The organism is Rhizobium sp. Root149, from assembly GCF_001427345.1.
Taxonomy (GTDB): domain Bacteria; phylum Pseudomonadota; class Alphaproteobacteria; order Rhizobiales; family Rhizobiaceae; genus Neorhizobium; species Neorhizobium rhizoryzae.
In genome coordinates, this window is sequence record NZ_LMGD01000024.1 from 36,497 (window position 1) to 58,006 (window position 21,510).

Below are 21,510 nucleotides of genomic sequence, written 5' to 3' on the forward strand. Positions count from 1 at the left end.
TTATCAACATGGGTAGCATCACTCTCACGAACATCCAGAAGTCCTATGGTGCGGTGAATGTCCTCCACGACATCAACCTTGCGATCAATGAAGGTGAGTTCATCGTATTCGTTGGTCCATCCGGCTGCGGAAAGTCGACGCTTCTGCGCGTCATAGCCGGTCTGGAGAAAGTCACAGGTGGGGAGCTCTCCATCAATGGCGAACGCGTCAATGACGTTTCGGCCGCAGATCGTGGTCTTGCTATGGTATTCCAGTCCTATGCGCTCTATCCGCACATGACGGTGCGCCAGAACCTCGCTTTCGGCCTGGAAAATGCAGGCATGCCCAAGGCCGAGATCACGCAACGTATCGGTGAAGCAGCCCGAATGCTGGAAATCGAGCAATATATGGACCGCCGTCCGGGCCAGCTCTCAGGCGGGCAGCGCCAGCGCGTTGCCATCGGACGGGCCATTGTGCGTCGTCCCACGGCCTTCCTGCTCGACGAGCCTCTCTCCAACCTCGATGCGGAACTGCGCGTTTCGACCCGTGCCGAGATCGCAGCGCTTCATGCCCGCCTCAAATCGACGATGATCTATGTTACCCATGATCAGGTTGAAGCCATGACACTCGCAAACCGGATCGTGGTCATGCGGGCGGGACGCATCGAGCAGGTTGGAACGCCGCTCGATCTCTATAATCAACCGGCGAACCGATTTGTCGCGGGCTTCATCGGTGCACCGCATATGAACTTCATTGAAGGCGTGCTGGAAAGCTCCAACGGCACCCAGATGCTGCGCACAGCGCAAGGCGATGTGCTTCATCTTCCTCAGAGCGTTGAAGGTGTTGCTCCCGGCGCACCGATTACCGTCGGTCTTCGCCCGCAGCACATCTCGCTGTCGGATGATCAATCGGGATTTGCGGCTCAGGTACAACTGGTCGAGGCCCTGGGCTCTGAAACCGTTATCCATGCTTCCGCTTTCGGTACAAAACTGTTGGCGATTGTGCCGGGTCAACGACGTATTTCTACGAGCGATACGATTTATCTTTCCTACGCCAATGCTCCCTTGCATCTTTTCGACCAGAGCGGCTTGCGGATCGCAACCGTTCAGACGGAAGACGGCCGCTCCTCGACCTTCGTCTGAGGAGCGAAAGCTTCGTTTGTCAGTCGACTGCTTCTCTGCATATTGTCTGCTTTAGCGATGCGAGGAGGAGACAGGATGACAGATCGATTCAACGCCATGGTCATTGATCTGGTAGACGGAAAGCCGGTAGCCGGATTTCGCGAGATCACAACGGCTGACCTGCCGGATCACGACGTTTTGGTCGAGATTGCCTGTTCGACCGTCAATTACAAAGATGGCCTCGCAATTACTGGCAAAGGGCGCATCGCGCGTCGCACGCCGCTCATTGCAGGTCTCGATCTGACGGGCACGGTCGTTGAGTCGCGCTCCCCTGCATGGAAAGCGGGCGACAAGGTTATTGTGAACGGCTGGGGACTGAGCGAAACGGAATCCGGTGGCTATACGCGATACCAACGCCTGAAACCCGAATGGCTGATGCCGCTTCCAGACGCCTTCAGCTTTGAAGAGGCGATGGCCATCGGCACGGCTGGATACACTGCGGCACTCTGCGTCAATGCGCTCGAAGATTGGGGTATGATCAGTCCCGGCCAAGGCGAGGTTCTGGTGACGGGGGCTGCGGGCGGTGTCGGTTCGGTAGCAATCAGTCTTCTCGCTGCCAAAGGATACAACGTAACGGCTTCGACCGGCAGGCCGGAAACGCATGACTATCTGCGATATCTTGGTGCGAGCCAGATCATTGATCGCGCAACGCTGAGTGAAAAAGGTGGCGCATTACAGAAGGAACGCTGGAGTGGCGCGGTCGATGCCGTCGGTTCTGTCACCCTGGCAAACATCCTCGCACAAACTGTCTACGGTGGAGCGGTCGCCGCCTGTGGTCTGGCTGGAGGTGCAGACCTTCCGGCAACCGTGATGCCGCATATTCTGCGCGCTGTTACCTTGATCGGTATCGATTCCGTGATGACGGCCATGCCAAAGCGTGCGCGAGCCTGGAAGACCTTGGCAGACCACCTTGATCGCACGCATCTGGTCAAAATGACAAGGATCGAACCTATGTCGGCACTGCCGCAATTGGCGCAGGAGATCGTGTCGGGACGCATCCAAGGCCGCGTTGTCGTGGACGTCACTCGATAGCTTCATGATTACGGACAAGTCGGTCAGGCGATCCTGGCCGTCTTCGTCTCGTCATATGAGCCTTCTTCCCCCTGCTGAAACAGCTCACGGATCTGTGCCCAGCGCCGCGCAAAAGCCGCTACGCAAGAGGGATCAAAATGCTTGCCGCTGTTGTTCATGATCTCCTGAAGCGCCTTCTGCAGGGGCCAGGCCTGCTTGTAGGGCCGTTCCGAACAAAGCGCATCAAAGACATCCGCAACGGCGACAATCCTTGCCTCGATCGGAATTTCGGTACCTTTAAGCCCGCGCGGATAGCCTGTGCCGTCCCATTTTTCATGGTGGCTCGCGGCAATGCGCTCTGCTGTCTTGATCAGATCGCTGGAACTATTCTTCAGAATCTCCTGACCGTATTCTGTGTGCTTCTTCATTTCGGTAAACTCGTCCGGAGTAAGACGGCCCGGCTTGAGGAGAATTGCATCCTTCACGGCAAGTTTGCCGACATCATGCAGAGGAGAAGCAAGGAAGATTTCTCTGGCCTGTCTTTCATCAAAACCTAGCTCTTCGGCAATCATGCGCGCGATCACCGCCACGCGGTCCAGATGCTGTCCCGTTTCGCCGTCTCGACAGCCAATGGCGCGAGAAAGACGCCAGATGATCTCTTCCTCCCGACGCTCCACGCGCGCCATGGCCTCTTCGAACTTGCGTTGGAGTTCTTGCGCCTGAAGAGCCAGTTTGCGCTGCTCGGCGCGAATACTCAGGAGATTGGATACGCGGATCTTCAATTCGGATTGGTCGAACGGCTTGCTGAGGAACTCGGTCGCCCCCGCCTCCATCGCAGCCATCTTGAGGCCTGTTTCGGTATTCGATGTTACCATGATGACAGGAACCGACGCGGTTTCCGGCGTCGCTCGAACTTGCCGAATGACGTCGATACCACTCATGCCCGGCATTGAGTAATCCACCAGAATGAGATCTGGCTTTTCTTCTGCAAGACTACCCAGAGCTTTCACTGGCTCTAGAAATGCGATGACTTCGACATTATCCAAAGAAGCAATCGCTTGCTGCATTGCCGCGATCATGGAGCGGCTATCGTCAATCAAAAAGATGCGCATGTTCCGCCGTTTATCGTTCGAGGCCCCCCAATTCGCCGGGTTCGGCCTCGTCAATCCCGAGAGCTTGTTCGATTACTCCTGCGGGACAGTAGACAGACGGCTGCCTAATAAAGAATGAATAGAAGCATGCAACTTCCTGACGGTTATTGCCTGCTTCGAAGATGAGATTTCAGCCGTTACAAAGCTGTTATTACCGAGCATTTACCCAGCCAGATTTGGCAAGCATGAAACTTGGATGTTCCCGGATGAGGATGGCGCATGTTTGGAGCACCATCCAGAGTCGTTCATCACTTTTCTTGTCGGGACCCGCGAACTTCTTCCACTTTCGGCTCGCTCGCATTTTCGCGCTGGTGAGCATCGTTTCCGGCAGAAATCACGCCGTGATCCTCTTCCTTGGCGTTGCGTTCTTTCGCCGCTTCGCGGGCGGCGGGTGAAGAAGACTTGTCCATGTCTGGCCTCCATTGTTGCTGGTCAATCAACGGACGAGGCTGCTTAATTGTTCCGGACGAGCAAAATGCCCTGCCTTTAAGGATTTCTTAACACTGATGGCGAATTTGAATTAGACGACACTGATTCAACAAAATCAGTCACCTTGTGCAGATTTTGATTTTTTACGATATAATTTCAATGAGTTATCCAGATACACGAACTCTGCTTTTGTCAGCAAAATGCCTGTTCCGGTCCTCGCAACCATTAGCATTTTGCTAACATCTCAACCCTAGACCTCGAGATGTCTCGAAACGGGACCCTTGGCAATGAGCGCCCGGGCGGTGACAAATGGGGTTGATGGCGTCATGAAGTACGTCTCTCTGCTTGCAATCATTGCAGGCACAAGCAGTCTATTCCTACTCTGGCTCCCTATGAGCCTTCAGGCTCAACTCGTGTTGAGCCTCACGATCCTCGGTCTCATGCTTTTGTCCATGCAGCGGCCGGAGAACAAGACCCTTCGTCTGATGACCTTCGTGTATGCAGGTGTTATCGCGTTGCGTTATGCCTATTGGCGTACGACGGATACACTGCCCGATTCATCGGATCTGCTGAATTTCATTCCAGGCCTTTTGCTTTACATTGCCGAAATGTACTGCCTAGTCATGCTGGCCATCAACTTCTTCATCGTAGCCGATCCGCTGAAGCGAGCCGCACCGGGTACGCAGGCTGCGGCCGACCTGCCAACGGTCGATGTCTTCGTGCCCTCCTATAACGAAGCACCGGACTTGCTTGCGCTGACGCTGGCAGCAGCAAAAAATATGAACTATCCCGCGAATAAATTGACGGTCTATCTGCTGGATGACGGCGGCACCGATGCAAAATGCGGACACAGGGATCCGGTTGTCGCTCATTCGGCACAGCGTCGGCGGGAGGAACTACAGTCGCTGTGTGCCGCCCTGGGGGTTCGCTACCATGCCCGCGCGGAAAACACGCATGCCAAAGCTGGCAATCTCAATGCCGGACTGAAAATTTCGAGCGGCGACCTTGTGGTTGTCTTCGATGCCGACCACGCGCCGGTTCGCGAATTCCTCAGCGAGACCGTGGGTTATTTCGCAGCCGATGACCGCCTGTTCCTTGTCCAGACGCCGCATTTTTTCCTCAACCCCGACCCGCTGGAAAAGAACCTCGACACGTTCCGACAGATGCCGTCGGAAAACGAGATGTTCTACTCCATCGTCCAGCGCGGACTCGACAAGTGGAATGCCTCCTTCTTTTGTGGCTCCGCAGCCGTTCTTCGTCGCGCAGCTCTTGAGGAAACCAACGGCTTTCAGGGCCAATCCATCACGGAAGACTGCGAAAGTGCGCTCGCGCTTCACTGCCGCGGATGGCACAGTGTCTACGTCGACAAGCCCCTGATTGCGGGCCTGCAGCCGGAAACTCTTGTTTCCTTCATCGGGCAGCGCGTGCGCTGGGCTCAAGGCATGCTGCAGATCCTGATCCTGAACCGCCCTTTCCTCCAGCGCGGTCTCACCTTTGCACAGCGCGTGTGCTACGCTGGTACCAACTTGTTCTGGCTGTTCCCGCTGACGCGGCTGACCTTCATGGTCGCACCGCTTCTCTACATCTTCTTCTCGCTTCAGATCTTCCAGGCGAATATCGTTGAATTCGTCTGCTACACACTCACCTATCTGATCTCCTCCTTTGCAATGCAGAATTACCTGTTCGGCAAAGTCCGCTGGCCTTGGGTGTCGGAACTTTACGAATATGTTCAGGCAGTGATGCTGCTTGGCGCCATCTTCAGCGTCGTTCGCAATCCGCGCAAACCGACCTTTAACGTGACGGCCAAAGGTCAGACGCTTGAAACAAGCAAACTTTCACCGATCGCTTTGCCCTACTTTGCCATCTTCCTGCTGCTGGCTGTCGCATCAGGCTACGCAATCTGGCGCTACCTGAGCGAGCCTATGCCGTCGGAACTCCTGCTGATCGTCATCGGCTGGAATCTTATCAACATGGGTCTGGCAGGCGCAGCCCTCGGTGTCGTCGCGGAGCGGCGCGAGCGGCGGCGTAATCAGCGTCTTAGTGTCCGCCGGCATGCACTTCTTCACATGGGTAGCGTTGTGCACACCGTCATCCTGACCAATGTTTCCAGCGGCGGCGTTGCGGTAGAGTTCATCGATAATCCTGCGAAGGCAGTTGGCGAAGGCGAGGTTTGCAGCCTTGAGCTTCGCCGCAACGGAAAGGCGTTGCGCAAGGATATCGTCTGCCGGGTCGCACGAAGCGGCCTGGATGGAAGCTTCGGCTTTGCCTTCGTCCAGCGCGATCCGGATACGTTCAGTCTGATTGCCGAAATCATGTATTCCGAACAGTCGTTCCTGCAGGACCGGATCAATCTGCGTCAGAAGCCAATCGGCTTTTTTATCGGAACACTCCGCTTTTCTCTCTGGTCTGTGCGGGAGTGCATGCGCGCCCTCATCTATGTTCTCGGCCTCGTGAAAGAGACGCAGCAGACCTCTCATCCAGATGCTGAATTGCTTCTTGCTCCAGCGAACAACCGCTCCCGGAGCGGACCGCACGCGGGCTTCGACGCAGTTTCAGTAAAGGAGGCGACCTATGCGTAAGCTTTCCAGCTTCATTGCAATCGCGTTTTTCAGCATCGCCTCCGGAAGCGAGGCGGCCCCCTCCTTGCTGCCCTCGCCTACGAAACCGGATCTCATCAACAACAATTCAGGCACGCCAGGAGTGCAGTCCAATCCCACAGGGCTGATACCATTTCTGGAATCCTCGTTTGAAAGTCGGCTTCAGGGTGAACGGGATGTCAGATATCTGTCGTTCTTCCTGACGTCGGAGCAAGCGCAGGCAGGTGGCAGCCTTCGACTGACCTATACCAACGCCGTCTCGGTTCGGCCGGAGGACGCGACCCTGCGCGTTTCCTTCAATGGTCATGCCGGTCAACAATTTCCGATCCGCTCCCCGCAAGGCCCGGGGATCATGGATGTGAAGGCGGAGACAACTGCTCTGAAACCCGGTTGGAACACCGTCACCCTTGCCGCGCAGCAGCATCATCGGGTCGATTGTTCCATTGATGCGACCTATGAACTGTGGACGCAGATCGACGTCTCGAACAGCGGCTTCCAGCCTGCCGCGAGCCGCGCTCAGGATCCGGCTGCGGCGCTGATGTCCGTCGGTCGCAATGCCGGTGGCCGAACCCAAGTGAGGGTGCTGACGGCTGGCGATGTCAAGGCCGGTGCCCGGAATTCGCTTGATGCCATCCAGACAATCGCTCTCCTGCTCGGGCGCAAGGACCTCTCGGTCGAATTCACAACCGCGACGAAAGATGAGCCTGGCATTGATCTCATAGTCGGCGATGTCAATTCGAGCTGGCAAAGCGAGGAAGGCAAGCGTCTGCTGGCTACGGCACCGGCTGGCGTGTCGATCCGGCCGTCCGGAGCCGGTCGCTTGCAGATGATCATCCGCGGGGCAGGCGAGCAGGCCATCAACGCCGCACTGCTCCAAGCCTTAAATGGCCCCTTGAAACTGGTTCTGGACAGTCGCCGCCTGCCTGCAGAAATGGGTGTGCTGAATGCCGATCAGCCAGGCACGTATCGACTGTCTGACCTCGCTTATCGCGCAGAACCATTTGCCGGGCGCCTTTTCCGCACCAGTTTCCAGACCGTCATGCCCGCCGACTTTTACCCCGGCGATTATGGCGCGATGACCCTGAAGCTCAATGCGGCAACCGCACCGAAATTGGCGCCCGGCGCGCAGCTTGTCGTCCGCGTCAACGAGAAGGCGGTAACGAGCCATGGCCTGATCGATCCGAACGGCACGATCCTGAAGGACAAGACCCTCGATATTCCGCTTAGGGCCTTTCGTCCGGGCATCAACACGGTAGATATTCTGGCAGAACTTCCCAAGGAAGAAGACAAAGTCTGCGACCCTGCCGCCCGTGACGAAAGCAAGCCGAGATTCCTGCTTCTGGAAGATACGAGCATTTCGGTGCCAGCCTTGGCGCGTGCAGGCCGCGTGCCGGATCTGGCGGCTTTTGCGGGACGCGCCTATCCCTTCAGTCGCACGGAAACGCTCGATCTCGTGGTTTCGGCACCGTCCAGTGTTCAGCTGGGTGCCGCAGCAACGCTGCTATCACGATTGGCGGTCAGTGCCGGCCAGCCCTTGGCAGCGAACCTCGTCTCGGATCAGGAAGCCCGCAGCGCAATTCCAGACCGCAATCGATTGATCATCGCTACGGCTCAAGGACAGAGCCTGGTCAAATCCGCGCGGCTGGCGGCACCTTCACTGGATGGTCTGACAACCGCATCGGTCTTCGGTCATGGAAGCACAGTCGCTGAACCCTCCGATCCACGCGCTCTGCTGGATGCGTTTCAGGCCCGCACATCTCAGGATCGGGATGAACCGGGTATCTCCGAAAATCTGATTATCGGCTTTCAACGCGCAATCAATGTCGTCGGCCGGTGGCTTCAATATCGCGAAGCGGAGAGTGATCCGGCACCCATCAGGAACTCCGAAGTGCTCGCAACGCTTTCGCAGGTCCAGAGTGAAACAGGAAACTCTGTCGTAACGACCGTCAGCGCTGCAACCGATGCCGAGTTATCCAAGGCTATCGATTACCTGACCGATCCTGCGGCATGGTCGAAATTGAACGGAGGGTCTGCCACGGTTCTGCGGTCTACGGGCGAGGTCATCTCTACATCTGCAGCCGCCTATAGTTTCTATCCGCTCGCGGATAAGAGCTTTGCAAATCTGCGCCGACTGGCGGCCGCCTGGCTGTCAGACCACATTGCCCTCTATGCCTTCGCCGTCGTCATGCTCGTCAGCCTGATCGGTCTATGGCTTGGCTATATCGTTCCACGCAAGGGTGTGAGGACCGTCGAATGAACAACAGGCTCACTCTGCTCAGGTCCGCAACTTGCACAGTTCTCATTCTGACCGGCAGCTTCCACGCAAGCAGCGCCTCCAGCCTGCTGCCTGCCGAACAGGTGCAGCCCATGCCGAACGCGATCGCCGGAAAGCCGCAATTGCCGAAGCCAAAGCTTACGCCGGACCCGGTCGAGCTGGCGGCACTCTATTACTATGCGCAGCAGGGCCAGAAAGAGCGCGTGGATCGCGAGATCCGTCGCATCAGTATCAAATATCCGGATTTCGCGGTGCCGGGTGATCTCTTCCAGCCTGTGGAGGAGAGAAAGGTCGATGAAACCGTTCTTTGGCGGCTTTATGAAAAAGACGATTACGTTGGCATTGATAACGAAATTAGCCGCCTCGCCAGCGAGAATACAGGCTGGGAGCCATCCTCCGATTTCCAGCAGAAGCTCAACCGGCGCAAACAACGCTTCGAGATGGTACGGGCAACAAAGGCCGAAGACTGGGCTGCCGTCATCGCAGCCGGTCACGACCTTGATCCAAAGAGCGAGCCGGAAGCCGACCTGCTCTGGATGCTGGTGGATGCCTATAGCCAAAACGGCATGCTGGATCAGGCAAGCCTCATTTATCAGGGCATCCTTTTTCGCGAAGGAGAACAGCGTCTGAGCGATGATGTGCTGATCACCACGTTGCAAAAGGCGGCTCGTGACTTTCCGGCGGCAGAACTGCGTCAGGTCATTCGTCAGCTGTCCGTCTCGCCCACGGTAGCAGCACGAAGCAAGATCCTGGATCTCGATCTCATGCGCCGCGAGCTGGCCGATTATGTGGCCGGTATCGAAGGTGCGACTGAGCCACTGCCTGCAATGCTGGTTGCCCTGCGGCGTTCCGCAGATGAGAAGACGGGCAGCAAGGACCAGCTCCTTCTTGGCTGGTACTATCTCAAGGTCGCGCAGCGCAAGGAAGCCGAAACCTGGTTCCGACGTGCGCTTCTATCCGCCCCCTCTTCCGAAGCCTTGAAAGGCCTGAGCCTTACACTTTTGCAAGACGAAAAAAGAGCGGAAGCCTTCCAGGTGGTCAGCGACAATCTCGCGCTCGCATCGCAGGATTGGGAAAGCTTCCTGCCCGCGCTTGCTGTGGCTTTCATGGAAAAAAGCGAAAAGAAGCCCGATTCCAAGGCTGTCGACGCTTTCGCGAATGCAATCCAGGCCGCCCAATCGCCGGAGCATGCGGAGCTTCTCGGCTGGTATGCCTATAACGGGCTGCAGTTCGAATCCGCTCAGGCCTGGTTCCGCAAGTCTTTCGAGTGGAAACCGTCAGCAGCCGCCTTGAAGGGTCAGTTGCTTGCCAGCCTTCAACGAAAGGACAAAACGACCTATGGTGACCTCGAGGCGCGGTTTGGTGGCGACTATCGTGAGGTCTTCGCGGATCTGAAGACCGCACGGGCACCCACAGGCCAGAAAGGGCAGACCGTTGCCACTCCATCCGAACAGGGACAGCCGCAATATCTCGCAAGCTTCAAGGCCCGTCGATATGGAGACTGCCTCGCCGATCTTTCGAAGAAGGCGGCTTCCGGGCGGCTCGATGCGAATGCCGAACTGATCCGTGGCTGGTGCAGCCTCTCACTCAACCGGATTTCCGAGGCTCGCTCTGCCTTCGAAACAGCGGTGCGCGGCGGTGGCGGTAAAGGCGATGATGCGCTGTATGGTCTCGGCCTGACCTTGTTGCGGGCAAGACTGACTGCCGATGCCGAGACACTGTTGCTGCGGGGTGGTTTCTCCCCGGCACGCGAGCGCGAATTGCGGTCCGAACTGCTGTGGCAAAAGGCGCGCATAGCCTTCGATCAGAAGCGCTACGCCGAGGTGATCGCAAATCTCGATATGCGTCTGCAGCTTGCTCCTGAAGCGGTTGGCATGACGCAGATGCGCGCATGGTCTCACTACCATCTGGGCCACCTCAGCCAGTCGAAGGCAATCTTTACCGCTCTCAATCAGGTGGTTCGCGACGCAGGTAATACCCGCGGCATAACGGCCATCGAAGAACGCATGGGACTATGGCGATGAAGTCTTCTCCTTTCGTCCTCGTCGCGCTCGGATTGTTGAGCGCATGCAGCACCACGTCCGATGCCTGGCTCGATCATCAGGCAACATCCGGCACGGTCGGCGCAGCACCTGTCCTCAACCGCGAGGTTCCGCTTCACATGGCTTGGGCGCAGCTGGCCACACTGGGACAGAGCCCGAGCAGCATTCGCCTCCTCTCGGCGGAAGAGAGCGAGATTCAGCAGATCGTCTATCCAGGCAAAACCAATTTGGCGGGCGAAAACATGCTGACCATAGAACGCAGCGCAAACGCCAATCTGCGTCTTTCACGCGCACCATCCGCCGCAGCGCTTCAGGCAGAGATAGCTCAAGCGCTTCCGGATATCCGCATGACCGTTGATCCGATTATTCGCACCAATGCTTTTGGGCCGTATGGCACAGCCTCAGGCACATCGCAGCAGGGTGAGCACTGTGTCTATACCTGGCAGCAGATCAACCACTGGCCAGGTTTGGCGAAGGAGACAAGCGCCAAGGTCCGTCTTCGTTATTGCGATCGGAACATGGATATGGCGCAACTTGCCAATCTACTCAGCGGATTTTCGATTGGTCTCGCGTCGACGGGGCAGATGGATGGGTTGCCAGTCGCATCCGGTCAATCGAATTCCATTCTGCATGAACGACCGGGGTCGCCGGTCAATCCGGTTCGACGGACCCATGCTGCCACAGGCGTCCACACAAGCGAGCGAGCAACCAAGGCGACGCCATCACCAGCGGCGGCAGTGGTGCCACTGCCCGCATCCTGAATTGGAAGGCCAGCCTCTATTTGAAGAGGCTGGCGCAGGCCTTCGTGTCGATCGGACCATTCAAAGCCTCTGCCAGTGCCGCAAACTGAGGCCGGTCCTTGCCGCCGCGTGGCTGGATGTTCAGCATCTCATCTTCGGGCCACCAGTCCCCGGCGGCCCAATAGGCCCAGCCGAGCCAGACATCCGCATTTTTCTCGACCGTCGAGACCATTTCCTTCGCAGAAGCAATGCAGGCCGGATCGGCGGGGACCCCGTACTCACCCAGAAACCCTCTTCTGCCGTTGTCCCTCAGCCATTGGGAAAGCTTCGCCACAGCAGCGACAGCCTCCGGCCCTCGGGAACAATCCCGGTTGGTGCCGGAAAAATCCTTGTCTGAATACTGGTGAATTTCGATGGCGTAGCGATTGCCAGGATCCTGGAAGCGGCCAAGAGCCTCGGCGTTGGCGCCGCCATACCAATCGCCAAACCAGCTGTGAGCACCCGTCCATGCCGTGCCCGGGACGAGAATGAGGTTCTGCGCGGCATTCTTGCGGATGGCAGACGTGGCGGCATTGGCGGCATCCACCCAGTCCTTCGCGGAAATCCCGTGCGGTTCGTTCATCAACGCGAAGATCACCGAGGGATCCGACTTGAATAGAGCAGACAGCCGCACCCAGAAATCCACGAAACTGGAGACAGGCACAGCCTTGGAACCGATGAGTTGCCCACGATAGCGCGCGTAGTTATGCGGATCGAGTACGACCTTCAGACCGAGCGCCCGCATGGAGGATACCGTTTCGATCAGGCGCTCCAGTTCAGCCTGATCGAACGGAGCATCGAGTTTCGGCTGAAGCCGCTCCCAAAGGAAGGGCAAGCGAACAGACGTAAAGCCCTTCTCTGCAAAATAGCTGATCGTCTGCTGGCTCGGATAGGCATAGGCCTGACCATGCAGACCACCGACCGCGCCAAACTCGGCACCGGCCAGATTGATGCCGCGAAGACAGGTTCCGGCAGCCGAGGTCTCGGGTGCAGCCACCGTTAAGGCCAGTAAGCCAGCAATTGCCGCCCGAACCTGCATGTGCTCTGATCCTTGTCCCAATGCGTGTCAGGCAAACTGACCCAATCCCTGAAGGGTCGCAATGCTGGCCGGATCGGAGAGGCTATTGGAGCGATGTATGGTCAACAAATCGTTTATGTGGTTGCGACCTCACAGCACTCCTCGCCTGTTCAGCGCAACAGAATAGACGCTGGTCGAAGCCGTAATGAACAGCACATGCCGGTGCCTGCCACCGAAGCAGACATTCGATACGACCTGCGGAATCTTGATCTTTCCGAGCAATCGGCCCTCTGGCGAAAGGCAGTGAACGCCATCTGCCGCCGAAGACCAGATATTGCCGTCCGTGTCCAGCCGGAGACCGTCGGCACAACCGGGCTTGATGCTGTGCAGCACCTCACCGCCAGAAAGTGACCAGTTCTCTCCCACATCGAAGGCGCGAATGTGTTGCGCGTCACCGGAATGCATGCGGCCGGTATCTGCCACATAGAGCCGCTTTTCATCGGGGCTGAAGGCGAGCCCGTTTGGGCAGTTGAAGTCTGTCAGAACCGCCTTGATTTCACCGTTCGGATCGATGCGATAGACATGGCAGGGCAGTTCCTGCTCCGACTTTTCACCCTCGTAGTCCATCGCAATGCCGTAATGCGGATCGGTGAACCAGACAGTACCATCGGACGCGACGATAACATCATTGGGAGAGTTCAGCCGCTTGCCCTGATAGCTGTCCGCCAACACGGTGATCGATCCGTCACGCTCGGTTCGGGTCACCCGTCGCGTCAGGTGCTCGCAGCTTATCAGGCGACCTTCCCGGTCTCGTGTATTGCCGTTCGAATAGTTGGAAGGAGCGCGGAACACCGAGGTGCCGACGCCCGGTATCCAGCGCATCATCCGGTTGTTCGGAATATCGGAAAACAGCAGGCAGTTCAGATCTCCGAACCACACCGGTCCCTCCACCCAGTCGAAGCCGGTCGCGATCTCCTTTACCGGCGCATTGCCCAGCACGAAGCGCGAAAAAACCGGTTCGACGACCTCGAAAAACGACATGAACTCACCCTCCCAACCCTTCTATCCGACCTCGATCAAGAGAATCGGATCTGTGCCTTCATGGCTTTGCTTCTATCCGAGGCAATTTCAAATGCCGAGATGGCATCGTCTAGCGCGACCGTATGGGTGATCAGCGGCTTCACGTCGATAAGGCCCTTCTGCATCAGCCCGACACCCACAGCAAACTCCTCATGGAAGCGGAAGGAGCCGCGCAGCTCCAGTTCCTTTGCGGTAATCGCCATCATCGGCAGGCTCATGTCGCCGCCAAGACCCAGCTGAACAATGACGCCACGCGGGCGAAGGGCTGCAATGCCGCCTGCAAGCGCAACGGCCGCTCCTGAGCATTCGTAGAGCACATCGAACGTGCCCTTGTCGGCGGAATAGGCGGTGAGCGCCTCCGGCTCATCCTTTGTGTTGATGGTCCGGTCGGCACCGGCGGCCTTTGCCATTTGAAGCGTGAAATCGGAAAGATCCGTCGCCACGATTTCCGCGGCACCTGCACGTCTGGCCGCAAGAATGGAGAGCAGGCCAATCGGGCCACAGCCCGTGACAAGCACCCGCTTGCCCAGCATTTCGCCCGCCCGCCGCGTTGCATGCAGCGTGACCGCCAGAGGCTCGGCCATCGCCGCCTCGCCCGCAGAAAGCCCGTCTGCTGGCACGCACTGAATGGCATCCGCCACCAGACTTTCACGGAAAGCCCCCTGAATATGCGGGAAAGGCATGGCGCTGCCGTAGAACCGCATATTCAGGCATTGGTTATGCAGGCCCTGCTGGCAATAGCGGCAGGTGCGGCATGGCCTGGACGGCGAAACCGCCACCAATTGGCCGATCTCCAGACCGCTCACGCCTTCCCCCAGTTCCTCGACATAGGCGGAAACTTCATGGCCGAGGATCATCGGCTCCTTCAGGCGAACCGTGCCGAACCCACCGTGATTATAATAGTGAAGGTCGCTGCCGCAGACGCCGCCGGTCGCCAGCCGCAATTTGACCTCACCTCGACCGGGCGATGCAGCCGGGTGTTCTTCAATGCGCAGATCCTTCGCCGCGTGTGCAACAATTGCTCTCATGGTTCTGTCTCCTCAAATCACCGGCGTCAGTAGGGCGCGTCCATCAAAATGCGCCATCAGGTTATCACGAACCAGCTGGCCCATGGCCTTGCGGGTTTCCACCGTTCCAGATGCGTGGTGCGGCTGCAACAGAACATTATCGAGTGCCAGGAACCGCGGGTTCAGCTTCGGCTCGCCCTCGAAAACATCCAGCGCCGCCGAGCCGAGTTGCCTGCTTTCCAATGCCTCCAGAAGCGCCTCTTCATCAATATTCGAGGCGCGCGAAATATTGATCAGCATGCCTTCCGGTCCAAGAGCCTCAATAACAGCGCGGCCCACAATGTGCCGTGTCTCGGCAGATGCCGCCAAAGTGACGAACAGGAAATCGGATCGCCGCGCCAGTTCAACCGGATCGCTCACAAACTCCATGCCTTCTGCGTATGGCTTGGCAGATACATCGCTATAGGCAATATCCATATCGAAGCCGCTGAGACGCTTGGCCACCTCAAAACCGATACGGCCAAGGCCCAGAACACCCGCCTTGCGGCCCCAGACACGGCGCTTGAGCGGATAGAGGCCCTTGGCGGCCCAGCTTCCATCCTTCACCCAGGTTTCCGCACCGATGATGCCGCGCGATTGTACCAGCATCATGGCCACGCCCAGATCAGCCACGTCATTGGTCAGCACATCCGGCGTGTTGGTAACGCGGATACCGCGCTCACGGCAGGCCCCCAGATCCACGGCATCATAGCCCACGCCATAGACGGAGATGACTTCGAGGTTGGGGCAGGCCTCGATCATGGTCCTGTTGGCGCCCAGTTCTCCACGAGTCGCAATGCCGCGAACCTGCGGACCGACCTGTGACAGAAATGCCTGCTTATCCTCGGCCTCAAAATAGCGGTGAACCTGAAAAGCCTCATTCAAAGGCTCCTCGTCCCATTGCGGATAGGGTCCAACCTGCAGGATGTGCGGTTTCGCCATTGCTAAAATTCCTCCACGAAAATCGTCTTGACACTTGATGTTATCGATAACATAAACGCACAAGATGACGGTTGTCGAGATGCAAGAGGGAGGAAAACATGTCGCTTGCACTTTTTGATCTGAAGGGCCGTCGGGCGCTTGTCACGGGTTCGTCGCAGGGAATCGGCTTTGCCCTGGCAAAGGGAATGGCGGATGCGGGAGCTGATCTCGTGTTGAATGGCCGCGATCCCGCAAAGCTTGCCGAAGCCGCAAAACAGTTTTCAAAGCCGGTCCAGGTTCTGAACTTCGACGTTACGGACCACGGCGCAGCGCGCGAGGCAATCGATCGTTTCGAGGCTGAACATGGTGCCATCGATGTGCTCGTCAACAATGCGGGCATGCAACATCGCGGTCCCCTGGAAGACTTCCCGGAAGACGCGTTCGAGCGGCTGCTGAAAACAAATATTTCCAGCGTTTTCCATGTTGGCCAGGCCGTTGCCCGCCACATGATCAAGCGCGGCCGTGGCAAGATCATCAACATTGCCAGTGTGCAGACGGCGCTGGCCCGCCCCTCCATCGCGCCTTACACTGCCACCAAGGGTGCCGTGGGCAACTTGACCAAGGGCATGGCGACGGACTGGGCGAAGTATGGTCTCCAGTGCAATGCCATTGCACCCGGCTATTTCGATACCCCGCTGAACGCAGCACTGGTCAGTGATCCGGCCTTCACGTCCTGGCTGGAAAAGCGCACGCCTGCCGGACGCTGGGGCAAGGTAGAAGAACTGGTCGGCGCCTGCATCTTCCTGGCATCCGACGCCTCCACCTTCGTCAACGGCCACATCCTCTATGTGGATGGCGGCATCACGGTGTCGCTCTGATGGCGGATATTCAGAAGTTCGTCATCATGGGTGTATCCGGCTCCGGCAAGTCATCGGTCGGTGCAACTCTTTCGGAAAAGACCGGAGCGCCTTATGTGGATGGCGATGACCTTCACCCCAAAAGCAATATCGAGAAGATGAGTGCAGGGATTCCGCTGACCGATGAAGATCGTTGGCCCTGGCTTGCCGCTGTGGGCGAACGGCTGGGCAGTCATGAGGGGAAGATCTTCATCGGCTGCTCTGCCCTCAAGCACTCCTATCGCGATCTTATCCGCGAGAAGGCGGGAGAGCCTGTGCTCTTCATTCATTTGACTGGCGCGAAAGAGGTGATTGCCGAGCGGATGAAGCATCGTCCCGGACATTTCATGCCGACTTCCCTGCTGGATAACCAGTTCGCGACGCTGGAACCGCCGGGAGAAGGCGAACTGTCTGTCGATGCCGATATCGGGCAACCTCTGGATGAGGTGGTCCGGGACATTCTGAACAAGATCGGAAGGAACTGACGATGAGCAACCGGGTCGCCCTGATCGGCGCAGGCGCAATGGGTGGGGCGATCGGTCAGCGCCTTGCCGAGACGGGTCAGCATTTGACGGTGTTCGACCCGGACCCGGCCAAGATCGCAGCACTTGAGGCCTTTGGCGCCAAGCGTGCTGCCAGTGCGGCGCAAGCCGCGTCCGTTTCGGATTTCGTCATCCTCAGCCTCAATGCGCCAAAGATTGTTCGGCTGGCGGTATTTGGCGACAAGGGTGTCGCGGCAGGCGCGGCTCCCGGCACCCTTATCATCGACATGTCGTCCATCGACCCGGACGCGACAAAGGAACTCGCGGCAGAGGCGGCTGAAAAGGGCTTGCGCTGGGTGGATAGCCCGCTTTCCGGCGGCGCACCGAAAGCCCTCATTGGTCAGTTGACGCTGATGGCGGGCGGCAGCGAGCAGGATGTGAGCGATGCCCACAAGGTTCTCTGCCATGTTTCCTCCAACTACACCCATATGGGGCCGGTTGGGGCAGGGCAGACAACAAAGCTCATCAATCAGGTGCTGTGCGGCTTGAACTTTCTGGCTGTGGCCGAGGCCACGCAGCTGGCGCTGGATGCCGGGGTCAATGCTGCCAAGATTCCGCAGGCGCTCAAGGGCGGACGTGCTGACAGCGCCATCCTGCAGGAATATATGCCGCGCTTCGTGACCAAGGATTATCGGCGCACCGGTCGCATCGACAATATGGTGAAAGATCTGAACGGCGCGCAGGATCTCGCTCGCCGCACCAACACCGCCATGCCGCTGACCGCCGTGTGTGCGGAGGTGCACCGCATGCTGACGGCTGCCGGACTTGGCGGCGAGGATCAGGCAGCGCTGATGGAATTTTTCACGGGAGCGAAGAGGGAGATTTCGCCATGATTACGCGCTATGCCTTGTTTGAAGGCACTGTAAAACCGGGCCAAACGGAAGCCTTTCGCGCCGCTGTGATGGATGAAATCTTGCCGAAGTGGAAGCAGTTTCCAGGCGCGCTTGATGTGCGGGTGTCCTTCGCGGAAGCCAGAGATGATGGCGCGCCGGAATTCCCGATGATCCTTGCCGTCAATTATCCCAGCATCGAAGCCGTCGAACAGGCGCTGGCAAGTCCTGTGCGAACCGAAGCGCGGGCCGCGACTGAAAGCGTGCTGTCACGTTTCTTCGATGGCCGCATTCATCATCATGTGACGCTGGCCAACGAATTTCCGCTTTGATTGACGGATCATCGGTGTTACCCGCCACCTCCACTTGCGCCGGTTCAATAAACAGGCTCTAGTTGGATGGTATCGATAACAAAGGCGTTTGATGAGCCAGATCCGTAAACCGCCCACCATGGCGGACATCGCGCGCGTCACCGGCGTTTCGCCGATGACGGTTTCGCGTGCGTTCAAGACGGACAGCCTCATCAGCAAGGAAACGCGGGACGCCATCCTGAAAGCCGCAGAAGATCTGGGCTATGTGTTCGATGCCACGGCGTCGAACCTGCGCTCACAGAAAACCGACTTTGTGGCCGTCACGATCCCTTCGATCAACAATGCCAACTTTGCCGATACGGTGGGCGGACTTTCCGAAACGCTTGCTGCCCGCAACATGCAGATCCTGCTCGGTTACACCAATTACGACATGCAGGAAGAAGAGCGGCTGATCGAGCAACTGCTGCGTCGTAAACCGGAAGCCATTGTGGTGACGGGCGGAAAACACACCGCGCGCGCCCGCAAACTGCTGGAAAACGCGCCCATTCCCGTAATCGAAACATGGGATGTTCCCGCTGAGCCTATCGGTCACTTCGTGGGCTTTTCAAACGCCGGTGTGGTGCGCGGCATGGTGGATCATCTCGTTCGCTCAGGCTATAGCCGTATCGCTTTCATCGGCGGCGATGTGGGGCGCGATACGCGCGGCAGCGACAGACGCCAGGGCTTTCTGGAAGCCATGCGCCAACACGGGCTCGATACGTCCCGGCTGATTGCAGCCGGCCCACCGCCCATTTCCATGCGGGAAGGCGCCAATGCCATGGCGCGGCTTCTGGAACAGTTTCCCGACACTGAAGCCGTGATCTGCGTGTCGGATCTCTCCGCCTTCGGTGCCTTGACCGAATGTCAACGGCGCGGCCTGCGCGTGCCGGAGGACATCTCGATCGGCGGCTTCGGCGCCTATGAAATCGGCAGCATTTGCGTGCCGACACTCACCACGATCGATGCGCACGCGCGCGATATCGGGCGCAGGACCGGCTCCCTGCTTCTGGATATTCTCGACGGCAAGCAGGATGTGGGCGATGTGCTCATCAAGCCTCAACTGATCGTTCGCGAGAGCACCCGCTGATTTACGACAATCTCATGGAAATCAAAAAAGGCGCGATCCACTTGAAGGACCGCGCCAGGCAGGAGGTAAGGCTGCAAGCTTTGCTTATTTGCCCCAGATCTTCTTGTAGGCGTCGCGATAGCCGTTATCCGGGTCGAACGTATTCTTCGGGCCACCGTCGAATTCGACATTCTGCGTCGTCACCACATGCAGCGGCGAAACGTAACCAGACCATTTTTCGCCTGCGAGCGCACGGTTCAACTCGTCCACCAACTGCCAGCCCTGAAGGTTCAGCGGCTCGGCCACGGTCACTGCCTGATACTGCTTTGCACGGATACGCTGGTAAGCGCCTTCCGAACCATCGCCAGCTGCAACCGCCTTCGGCGCGCCATCACCCTTGATGCCGACCGCTGCCAGTGATGGGCCCATGAAGTCGAAATAGATATCGTTGATCGCCAGCGAATGCGTCCACTTCGCCCCGTATTTCTGCAGAAGCGTCGTCGTCAGCTGCGGCATACGCTGGGATGTTTCGGCAATGGGTGTATCGACATATTCGAGAACGGTTCCGCCGAGCTTTTCGATCTCCTGCTTCATGCGGTCCGCCTTGGCAATCGCGATGGCATAGGTGGAGTCTGTGAAGATGACGACGCCCGGCTTGCCGGCTGCATCAACAAAGGCCCAGTTGGCAGCCGCTTTCGACACTTCCATGGCGTCCGTGGTAACGTTGGCAAATACTCCGACTTCGTCAACCGGCCCGACAGCAGATGCAGCGTGCCAGGAGACCATGGGCAGTTTGGCCTTCTTGGCGGCTTCCATGGCTGGCTTCTGCTCCACAGCATCGAAGCCGTTGATAATGATGCCATCCGGCTTGAGCGTCATGGCCTGACCGAAAGCGGCGGTGCGGCCGTCGATCGAGCCTGCACCGTCAAGAACAGTCACCTTCCAGCCGATTGCCTTTGCTGCCTCCTGGATGCCGTTAGTAACACCCAGAATACCGCCGTTCTTCATATCGGCGGCGAGGATAACGATGGTCTTGGACGCTTGTGCCTTCGGCCCCGTTGTCGGGCCATCCCATTTCTCGACCTTGCTCGCATATTTCGCGACCATGGCTTTCGCATCTGCCATGGCATCGGCCAATGCGGGACCGGCCATGACAACCATGCCAAGGGCAGTCGTCAGCTGAAGAAAATGTCTGCGCTTCATGTTATTCTCCTCCCACGAGAAACTTTACGCGTTGAATTCAATTGGATGCTGTTGTCTTTGCGGGCTCGGCTGGCGGTGCCTTTGCGGCGAAGCCCTTCCTGCGCTGCGCATATCCTGCGATTCCGATGGCGACGAGAAGCGTGACGCCATTGAACAGCGGCTCCACGAAGAACGATCCGCCAAATTGCTGGATACCGGCAATGCCGACGGCCAGAATGATAACGCCAATCATCGTTCCCCAGACATTGACGCGGCCCGGCTTGATGGTCGTCGACCCGAGGAAGGCACCAACGAGTGCTGGCAGCAGATATTCCAGACCCACGCTCGCCTGACCGATTCGCAGCTTGGATGCCAGGAGAACACCTGCGATTGCCGACAGTGTTCCCGACGCGATGAAAGCGGCCATGACGAAGCGGCGAACCGGAATGCCGTTCAGCGCCGCCGCTTTCGGGTTGGCACCAATCGCATAGAGATAGCGGCCAACCGGCGTATATTCGAGGATGATCCACATGGCGACGGCCAGCACCAGCACATAGAAACCGGTGATCGGCAGCCCGAGAAACATCGTGCTGTTCAGAGTATAGAAGCCTTCTGGCAGCACACCGATCATCTGACGTCCACCCGTATGCCACAGCGCCAGCGCGTAGATCACCGTGCCTGTCCCGAGTGTCGCAATGAAGCTGTCGATCTTCGCTACTTCAACGAGAATACCGTTGAGAAGGCCGGTGAATGCCCCAAGCGCCAGAACGACAAGCACCGCGACCGGCCATGGAAAACCATACATTGTCTGCAGGCTGATCGCCAGAATGTGCCAGAGCACGATGCCGTAGCCGATGGTGAGATCAATGCGCCCGCAGGCCATCGGGATCATCGCGGCCAACGAAAGAATGGCAATGATGGTCTTCGCTGCAATGATCGAGCGCAGGTTCAGGATTGTCGGAAACGTATCCGGCAGCAGCAGCGAGAAGAGCACGATCAGCAGTGCGGTCAGGATCACCAGACCATAAACCGGTAGAAGGCGCTGTGCTTTCTCGAGACGGTTCAACCCGGCGAGTTCTGTTTTGGTCGGCTCAAGCGCCGTCGACTGGATGGAGTTCAAGGCGGTTCCTCCCCT

Annotated in this window: 19 protein-coding genes; 11 read left to right on the forward strand and 8 right to left on the reverse strand. The window is 58.1% G+C overall.

Annotated features, from left to right (window positions below; all coding sequences use genetic code 11):
- Positions 1 to 8 precede the first annotated feature (8 nt).
- Positions 9 to 1,121: a sn-glycerol-3-phosphate ABC transporter ATP-binding protein UgpC gene (gene ugpC, locus ASD54_RS23215; protein WP_062556967.1), complete on the forward strand. Its 1,113-nt coding sequence runs from the start codon at positions 9 to 11 to the stop codon at positions 1,119 to 1,121.
- Between the two features lie 75 nt (positions 1,122 to 1,196).
- Entirely contained in the window at positions 1,197 to 2,192 is a 996-nt protein-coding gene (locus tag ASD54_RS23220; RefSeq protein WP_062556968.1) for an MDR family oxidoreductase, read from the forward strand.
- A 23-nt stretch (positions 2,193 to 2,215) separates the two neighbouring features.
- Here ASD54_RS23220 and ASD54_RS23225 read toward each other — a convergent pair whose 3' ends face one another.
- Both ASD54_RS23225 and ASD54_RS26750 read right to left on the reverse strand, forming a co-directional pair.
- On the reverse strand, positions 2,216 to 3,283 hold the full coding sequence (locus tag ASD54_RS23225; protein WP_062556969.1) for an HD domain-containing phosphohydrolase: 1,068 nt from the start codon (positions 3,281 to 3,283) through the stop codon (positions 2,216 to 2,218).
- Positions 3,284 to 3,570: 287 nt separating this feature from the next.
- On the reverse strand, positions 3,571 to 3,732 hold the full coding sequence (locus ASD54_RS26750) for a hypothetical protein (RefSeq protein ID WP_156379355.1): 162 nt from the start codon (positions 3,730 to 3,732) through the stop codon (positions 3,571 to 3,573).
- A 345-nt stretch (positions 3,733 to 4,077) separates the two neighbouring features.
- Between ASD54_RS26750 and bcsA the strand changes: the two genes are divergently transcribed.
- The 4 genes from bcsA to bcsN are packed head-to-tail and all read left to right on the forward strand — an operon-like array spanning position 4,078 to position 11,426.
- Positions 4,078 to 6,330 (forward strand): UDP-forming cellulose synthase catalytic subunit, encoded by a 2,253-nt coding sequence (gene bcsA / locus ASD54_RS23230; protein WP_062557178.1) that lies wholly within the window; start codon positions 4,078 to 4,080, stop codon positions 6,328 to 6,330.
- Positions 6,323 to 8,605, forward strand: coding sequence for a cellulose biosynthesis cyclic di-GMP-binding regulatory protein BcsB (locus ASD54_RS23235; RefSeq protein WP_062556970.1), 2,283 nt, complete (start codon positions 6,323 to 6,325; stop codon positions 8,603 to 8,605). The genes bcsA and ASD54_RS23235 overlap by 8 nt, the downstream gene beginning before the upstream one ends.
- Positions 8,602 to 10,647 (forward strand): hypothetical protein, encoded by a 2,046-nt coding sequence (locus ASD54_RS23240; RefSeq protein ID WP_062556971.1) that lies wholly within the window; start codon positions 8,602 to 8,604, stop codon positions 10,645 to 10,647. The genes ASD54_RS23235 and ASD54_RS23240 overlap by 4 nt, the downstream gene beginning before the upstream one ends.
- Positions 10,644 to 11,426, forward strand: a complete 783-nt coding sequence (bcsN, locus tag ASD54_RS23245) for a cellulose biosynthesis protein BcsN (protein ID WP_156379356.1) — start codon at positions 10,644 to 10,646, stop codon at positions 11,424 to 11,426. The genes ASD54_RS23240 and bcsN overlap by 4 nt, the downstream gene beginning before the upstream one ends.
- A gap of 16 nt (positions 11,427 to 11,442) precedes the next feature.
- Here bcsN and ASD54_RS23250 read toward each other — a convergent pair whose 3' ends face one another.
- From ASD54_RS23250 to ASD54_RS23265, 4 genes are all read right to left on the reverse strand, one after another.
- On the reverse strand, positions 11,443 to 12,483 hold the full coding sequence (locus ASD54_RS23250; protein ID WP_062556973.1) for a glycoside hydrolase family 5 protein: 1,041 nt from the start codon (positions 12,481 to 12,483) through the stop codon (positions 11,443 to 11,445).
- Between the two features lie 129 nt (positions 12,484 to 12,612).
- Positions 12,613 to 13,503: an SMP-30/gluconolactonase/LRE family protein gene (locus ASD54_RS23255; RefSeq protein ID WP_062556974.1), complete on the reverse strand. Its 891-nt coding sequence runs from the start codon at positions 13,501 to 13,503 to the stop codon at positions 12,613 to 12,615.
- 35 nt (positions 13,504 to 13,538) lie between these two features.
- On the reverse strand, positions 13,539 to 14,570 hold the full coding sequence (locus tag ASD54_RS23260) for an L-idonate 5-dehydrogenase (RefSeq protein WP_062556975.1): 1,032 nt from the start codon (positions 14,568 to 14,570) through the stop codon (positions 13,539 to 13,541).
- A gap of 12 nt (positions 14,571 to 14,582) precedes the next feature.
- Positions 14,583 to 15,530 carry a 2-hydroxyacid dehydrogenase gene (locus ASD54_RS23265; RefSeq protein ID WP_062556976.1) on the reverse strand — a complete coding sequence of 316 codons (948 nt, stop codon included), beginning with the start codon at positions 15,528 to 15,530 and terminating at the stop codon, positions 14,583 to 14,585.
- 98 nt (positions 15,531 to 15,628) lie between these two features.
- Here ASD54_RS23265 and ASD54_RS23270 point away from each other — a divergent pair, with 98 nt between their 5' ends.
- The 5 genes from ASD54_RS23270 (at position 15,629) to ASD54_RS23290 (ending at position 19,214) form a co-directional block, all read left to right on the forward strand.
- Positions 15,629 to 16,387, forward strand: coding sequence for an SDR family oxidoreductase (locus tag ASD54_RS23270; RefSeq protein ID WP_062556977.1), 759 nt, complete (start codon positions 15,629 to 15,631; stop codon positions 16,385 to 16,387).
- Positions 16,387 to 16,890 carry a gluconokinase gene (locus tag ASD54_RS23275; protein WP_062556978.1) on the forward strand — a complete coding sequence of 168 codons (504 nt, stop codon included), beginning with the start codon at positions 16,387 to 16,389 and terminating at the stop codon, positions 16,888 to 16,890. The genes ASD54_RS23270 and ASD54_RS23275 overlap by 1 nt, the downstream gene beginning before the upstream one ends.
- A gap of 2 nt (positions 16,891 to 16,892) precedes the next feature.
- Complete coding sequence (locus ASD54_RS23280) at positions 16,893 to 17,780, forward strand: NAD(P)-dependent oxidoreductase (RefSeq protein ID WP_062556979.1); 888 nt, start codon at positions 16,893 to 16,895, stop codon at positions 17,778 to 17,780.
- Positions 17,777 to 18,109, forward strand: coding sequence for a hypothetical protein (locus ASD54_RS23285; protein ID WP_062556980.1), 333 nt, complete (start codon positions 17,777 to 17,779; stop codon positions 18,107 to 18,109). Before ASD54_RS23280 ends, ASD54_RS23285 begins: the two co-directional genes overlap by 4 nt.
- A 91-nt stretch (positions 18,110 to 18,200) precedes the next feature.
- Positions 18,201 to 19,214 (forward strand): LacI family DNA-binding transcriptional regulator, encoded by a 1,014-nt coding sequence (locus ASD54_RS23290; RefSeq protein WP_062556981.1) that lies wholly within the window; start codon positions 18,201 to 18,203, stop codon positions 19,212 to 19,214.
- Between the two features lie 84 nt (positions 19,215 to 19,298).
- On the opposite strand, the gene ASD54_RS23295 is transcribed toward ASD54_RS23290, so the two are convergent.
- Positions 19,299 to 20,396, reverse strand: a complete 1,098-nt coding sequence (locus ASD54_RS23295) for a substrate-binding domain-containing protein (protein WP_062556982.1) — start codon at positions 20,394 to 20,396, stop codon at positions 19,299 to 19,301.
- A gap of 37 nt (positions 20,397 to 20,433) precedes the next feature.
- Positions 20,434 to 21,495: an ABC transporter permease gene (locus tag ASD54_RS23300; RefSeq protein WP_062556983.1), complete on the reverse strand. Its 1,062-nt coding sequence runs from the start codon at positions 21,493 to 21,495 to the stop codon at positions 20,434 to 20,436.
- Positions 21,496 to 21,510: the final 15 nt, after the last annotated feature.

Excerpts from the sequence above, each read along its gene's own strand:
- ASD54_RS23280 (WP_062556979.1), top strand. The coding sequence starts at position 16,893 with ATGAGCAACCGGGTCGCCCTGATCGGCGCAGGCGCAATGGGTGGGGCG.
- ASD54_RS23285 (WP_062556980.1), top strand. The coding sequence starts at position 17,777 with ATGATTACGCGCTATGCCTTGTTTGAAGGCACTGTAAAACCGGGCCAA.
- ASD54_RS23220 (WP_062556968.1), top strand. The coding sequence starts at position 1,197 with ATGACAGATCGATTCAACGCCATGGTCATTGATCTGGTAGACGGAAAG.
- ASD54_RS23260 (WP_062556975.1), bottom strand. The coding sequence starts at position 14,570 with ATGAGAGCAATTGTTGCACACGCGGCGAAGGATCTGCGCATTGAAGAA.
- ASD54_RS23290 (WP_062556981.1), top strand. The coding sequence starts at position 18,201 with ATGAGCCAGATCCGTAAACCGCCCACCATGGCGGACATCGCGCGCGTC.
- ugpC (WP_062556967.1), top strand. The coding sequence starts at position 9 with ATGGGTAGCATCACTCTCACGAACATCCAGAAGTCCTATGGTGCGGTG.
- ASD54_RS23235 (WP_062556970.1), top strand. The coding sequence starts at position 6,323 with ATGCGTAAGCTTTCCAGCTTCATTGCAATCGCGTTTTTCAGCATCGCC.
- ASD54_RS23250 (WP_062556973.1), bottom strand. The coding sequence starts at position 12,483 with ATGCAGGTTCGGGCGGCAATTGCTGGCTTACTGGCCTTAACGGTGGCT.
- ASD54_RS23225 (WP_062556969.1), bottom strand. The coding sequence starts at position 3,283 with ATGCGCATCTTTTTGATTGACGATAGCCGCTCCATGATCGCGGCAATG.
- ASD54_RS23275 (WP_062556978.1), top strand. The coding sequence starts at position 16,387 with ATGGCGGATATTCAGAAGTTCGTCATCATGGGTGTATCCGGCTCCGGC.
- ASD54_RS23265 (WP_062556976.1), bottom strand. The coding sequence starts at position 15,530 with ATGGCGAAACCGCACATCCTGCAGGTTGGACCCTATCCGCAATGGGAC.
- bcsN (WP_156379356.1), top strand. The coding sequence starts at position 10,644 with ATGAAGTCTTCTCCTTTCGTCCTCGTCGCGCTCGGATTGTTGAGCGCA.
- ASD54_RS23295 (WP_062556982.1), bottom strand. The coding sequence starts at position 20,396 with ATGAAGCGCAGACATTTTCTTCAGCTGACGACTGCCCTTGGCATGGTT.
- bcsA (WP_062557178.1), top strand. The coding sequence starts at position 4,078 with ATGAAGTACGTCTCTCTGCTTGCAATCATTGCAGGCACAAGCAGTCTA.
- ASD54_RS23240 (WP_062556971.1), top strand. The coding sequence starts at position 8,602 with ATGAACAACAGGCTCACTCTGCTCAGGTCCGCAACTTGCACAGTTCTC.
- ASD54_RS26750 (WP_156379355.1), bottom strand. The coding sequence starts at position 3,732 with ATGGACAAGTCTTCTTCACCCGCCGCCCGCGAAGCGGCGAAAGAACGC.
- ASD54_RS23255 (WP_062556974.1), bottom strand. The coding sequence starts at position 13,503 with ATGTCGTTTTTCGAGGTCGTCGAACCGGTTTTTTCGCGCTTCGTGCTG.
- ASD54_RS23270 (WP_062556977.1), top strand. The coding sequence starts at position 15,629 with ATGTCGCTTGCACTTTTTGATCTGAAGGGCCGTCGGGCGCTTGTCACG.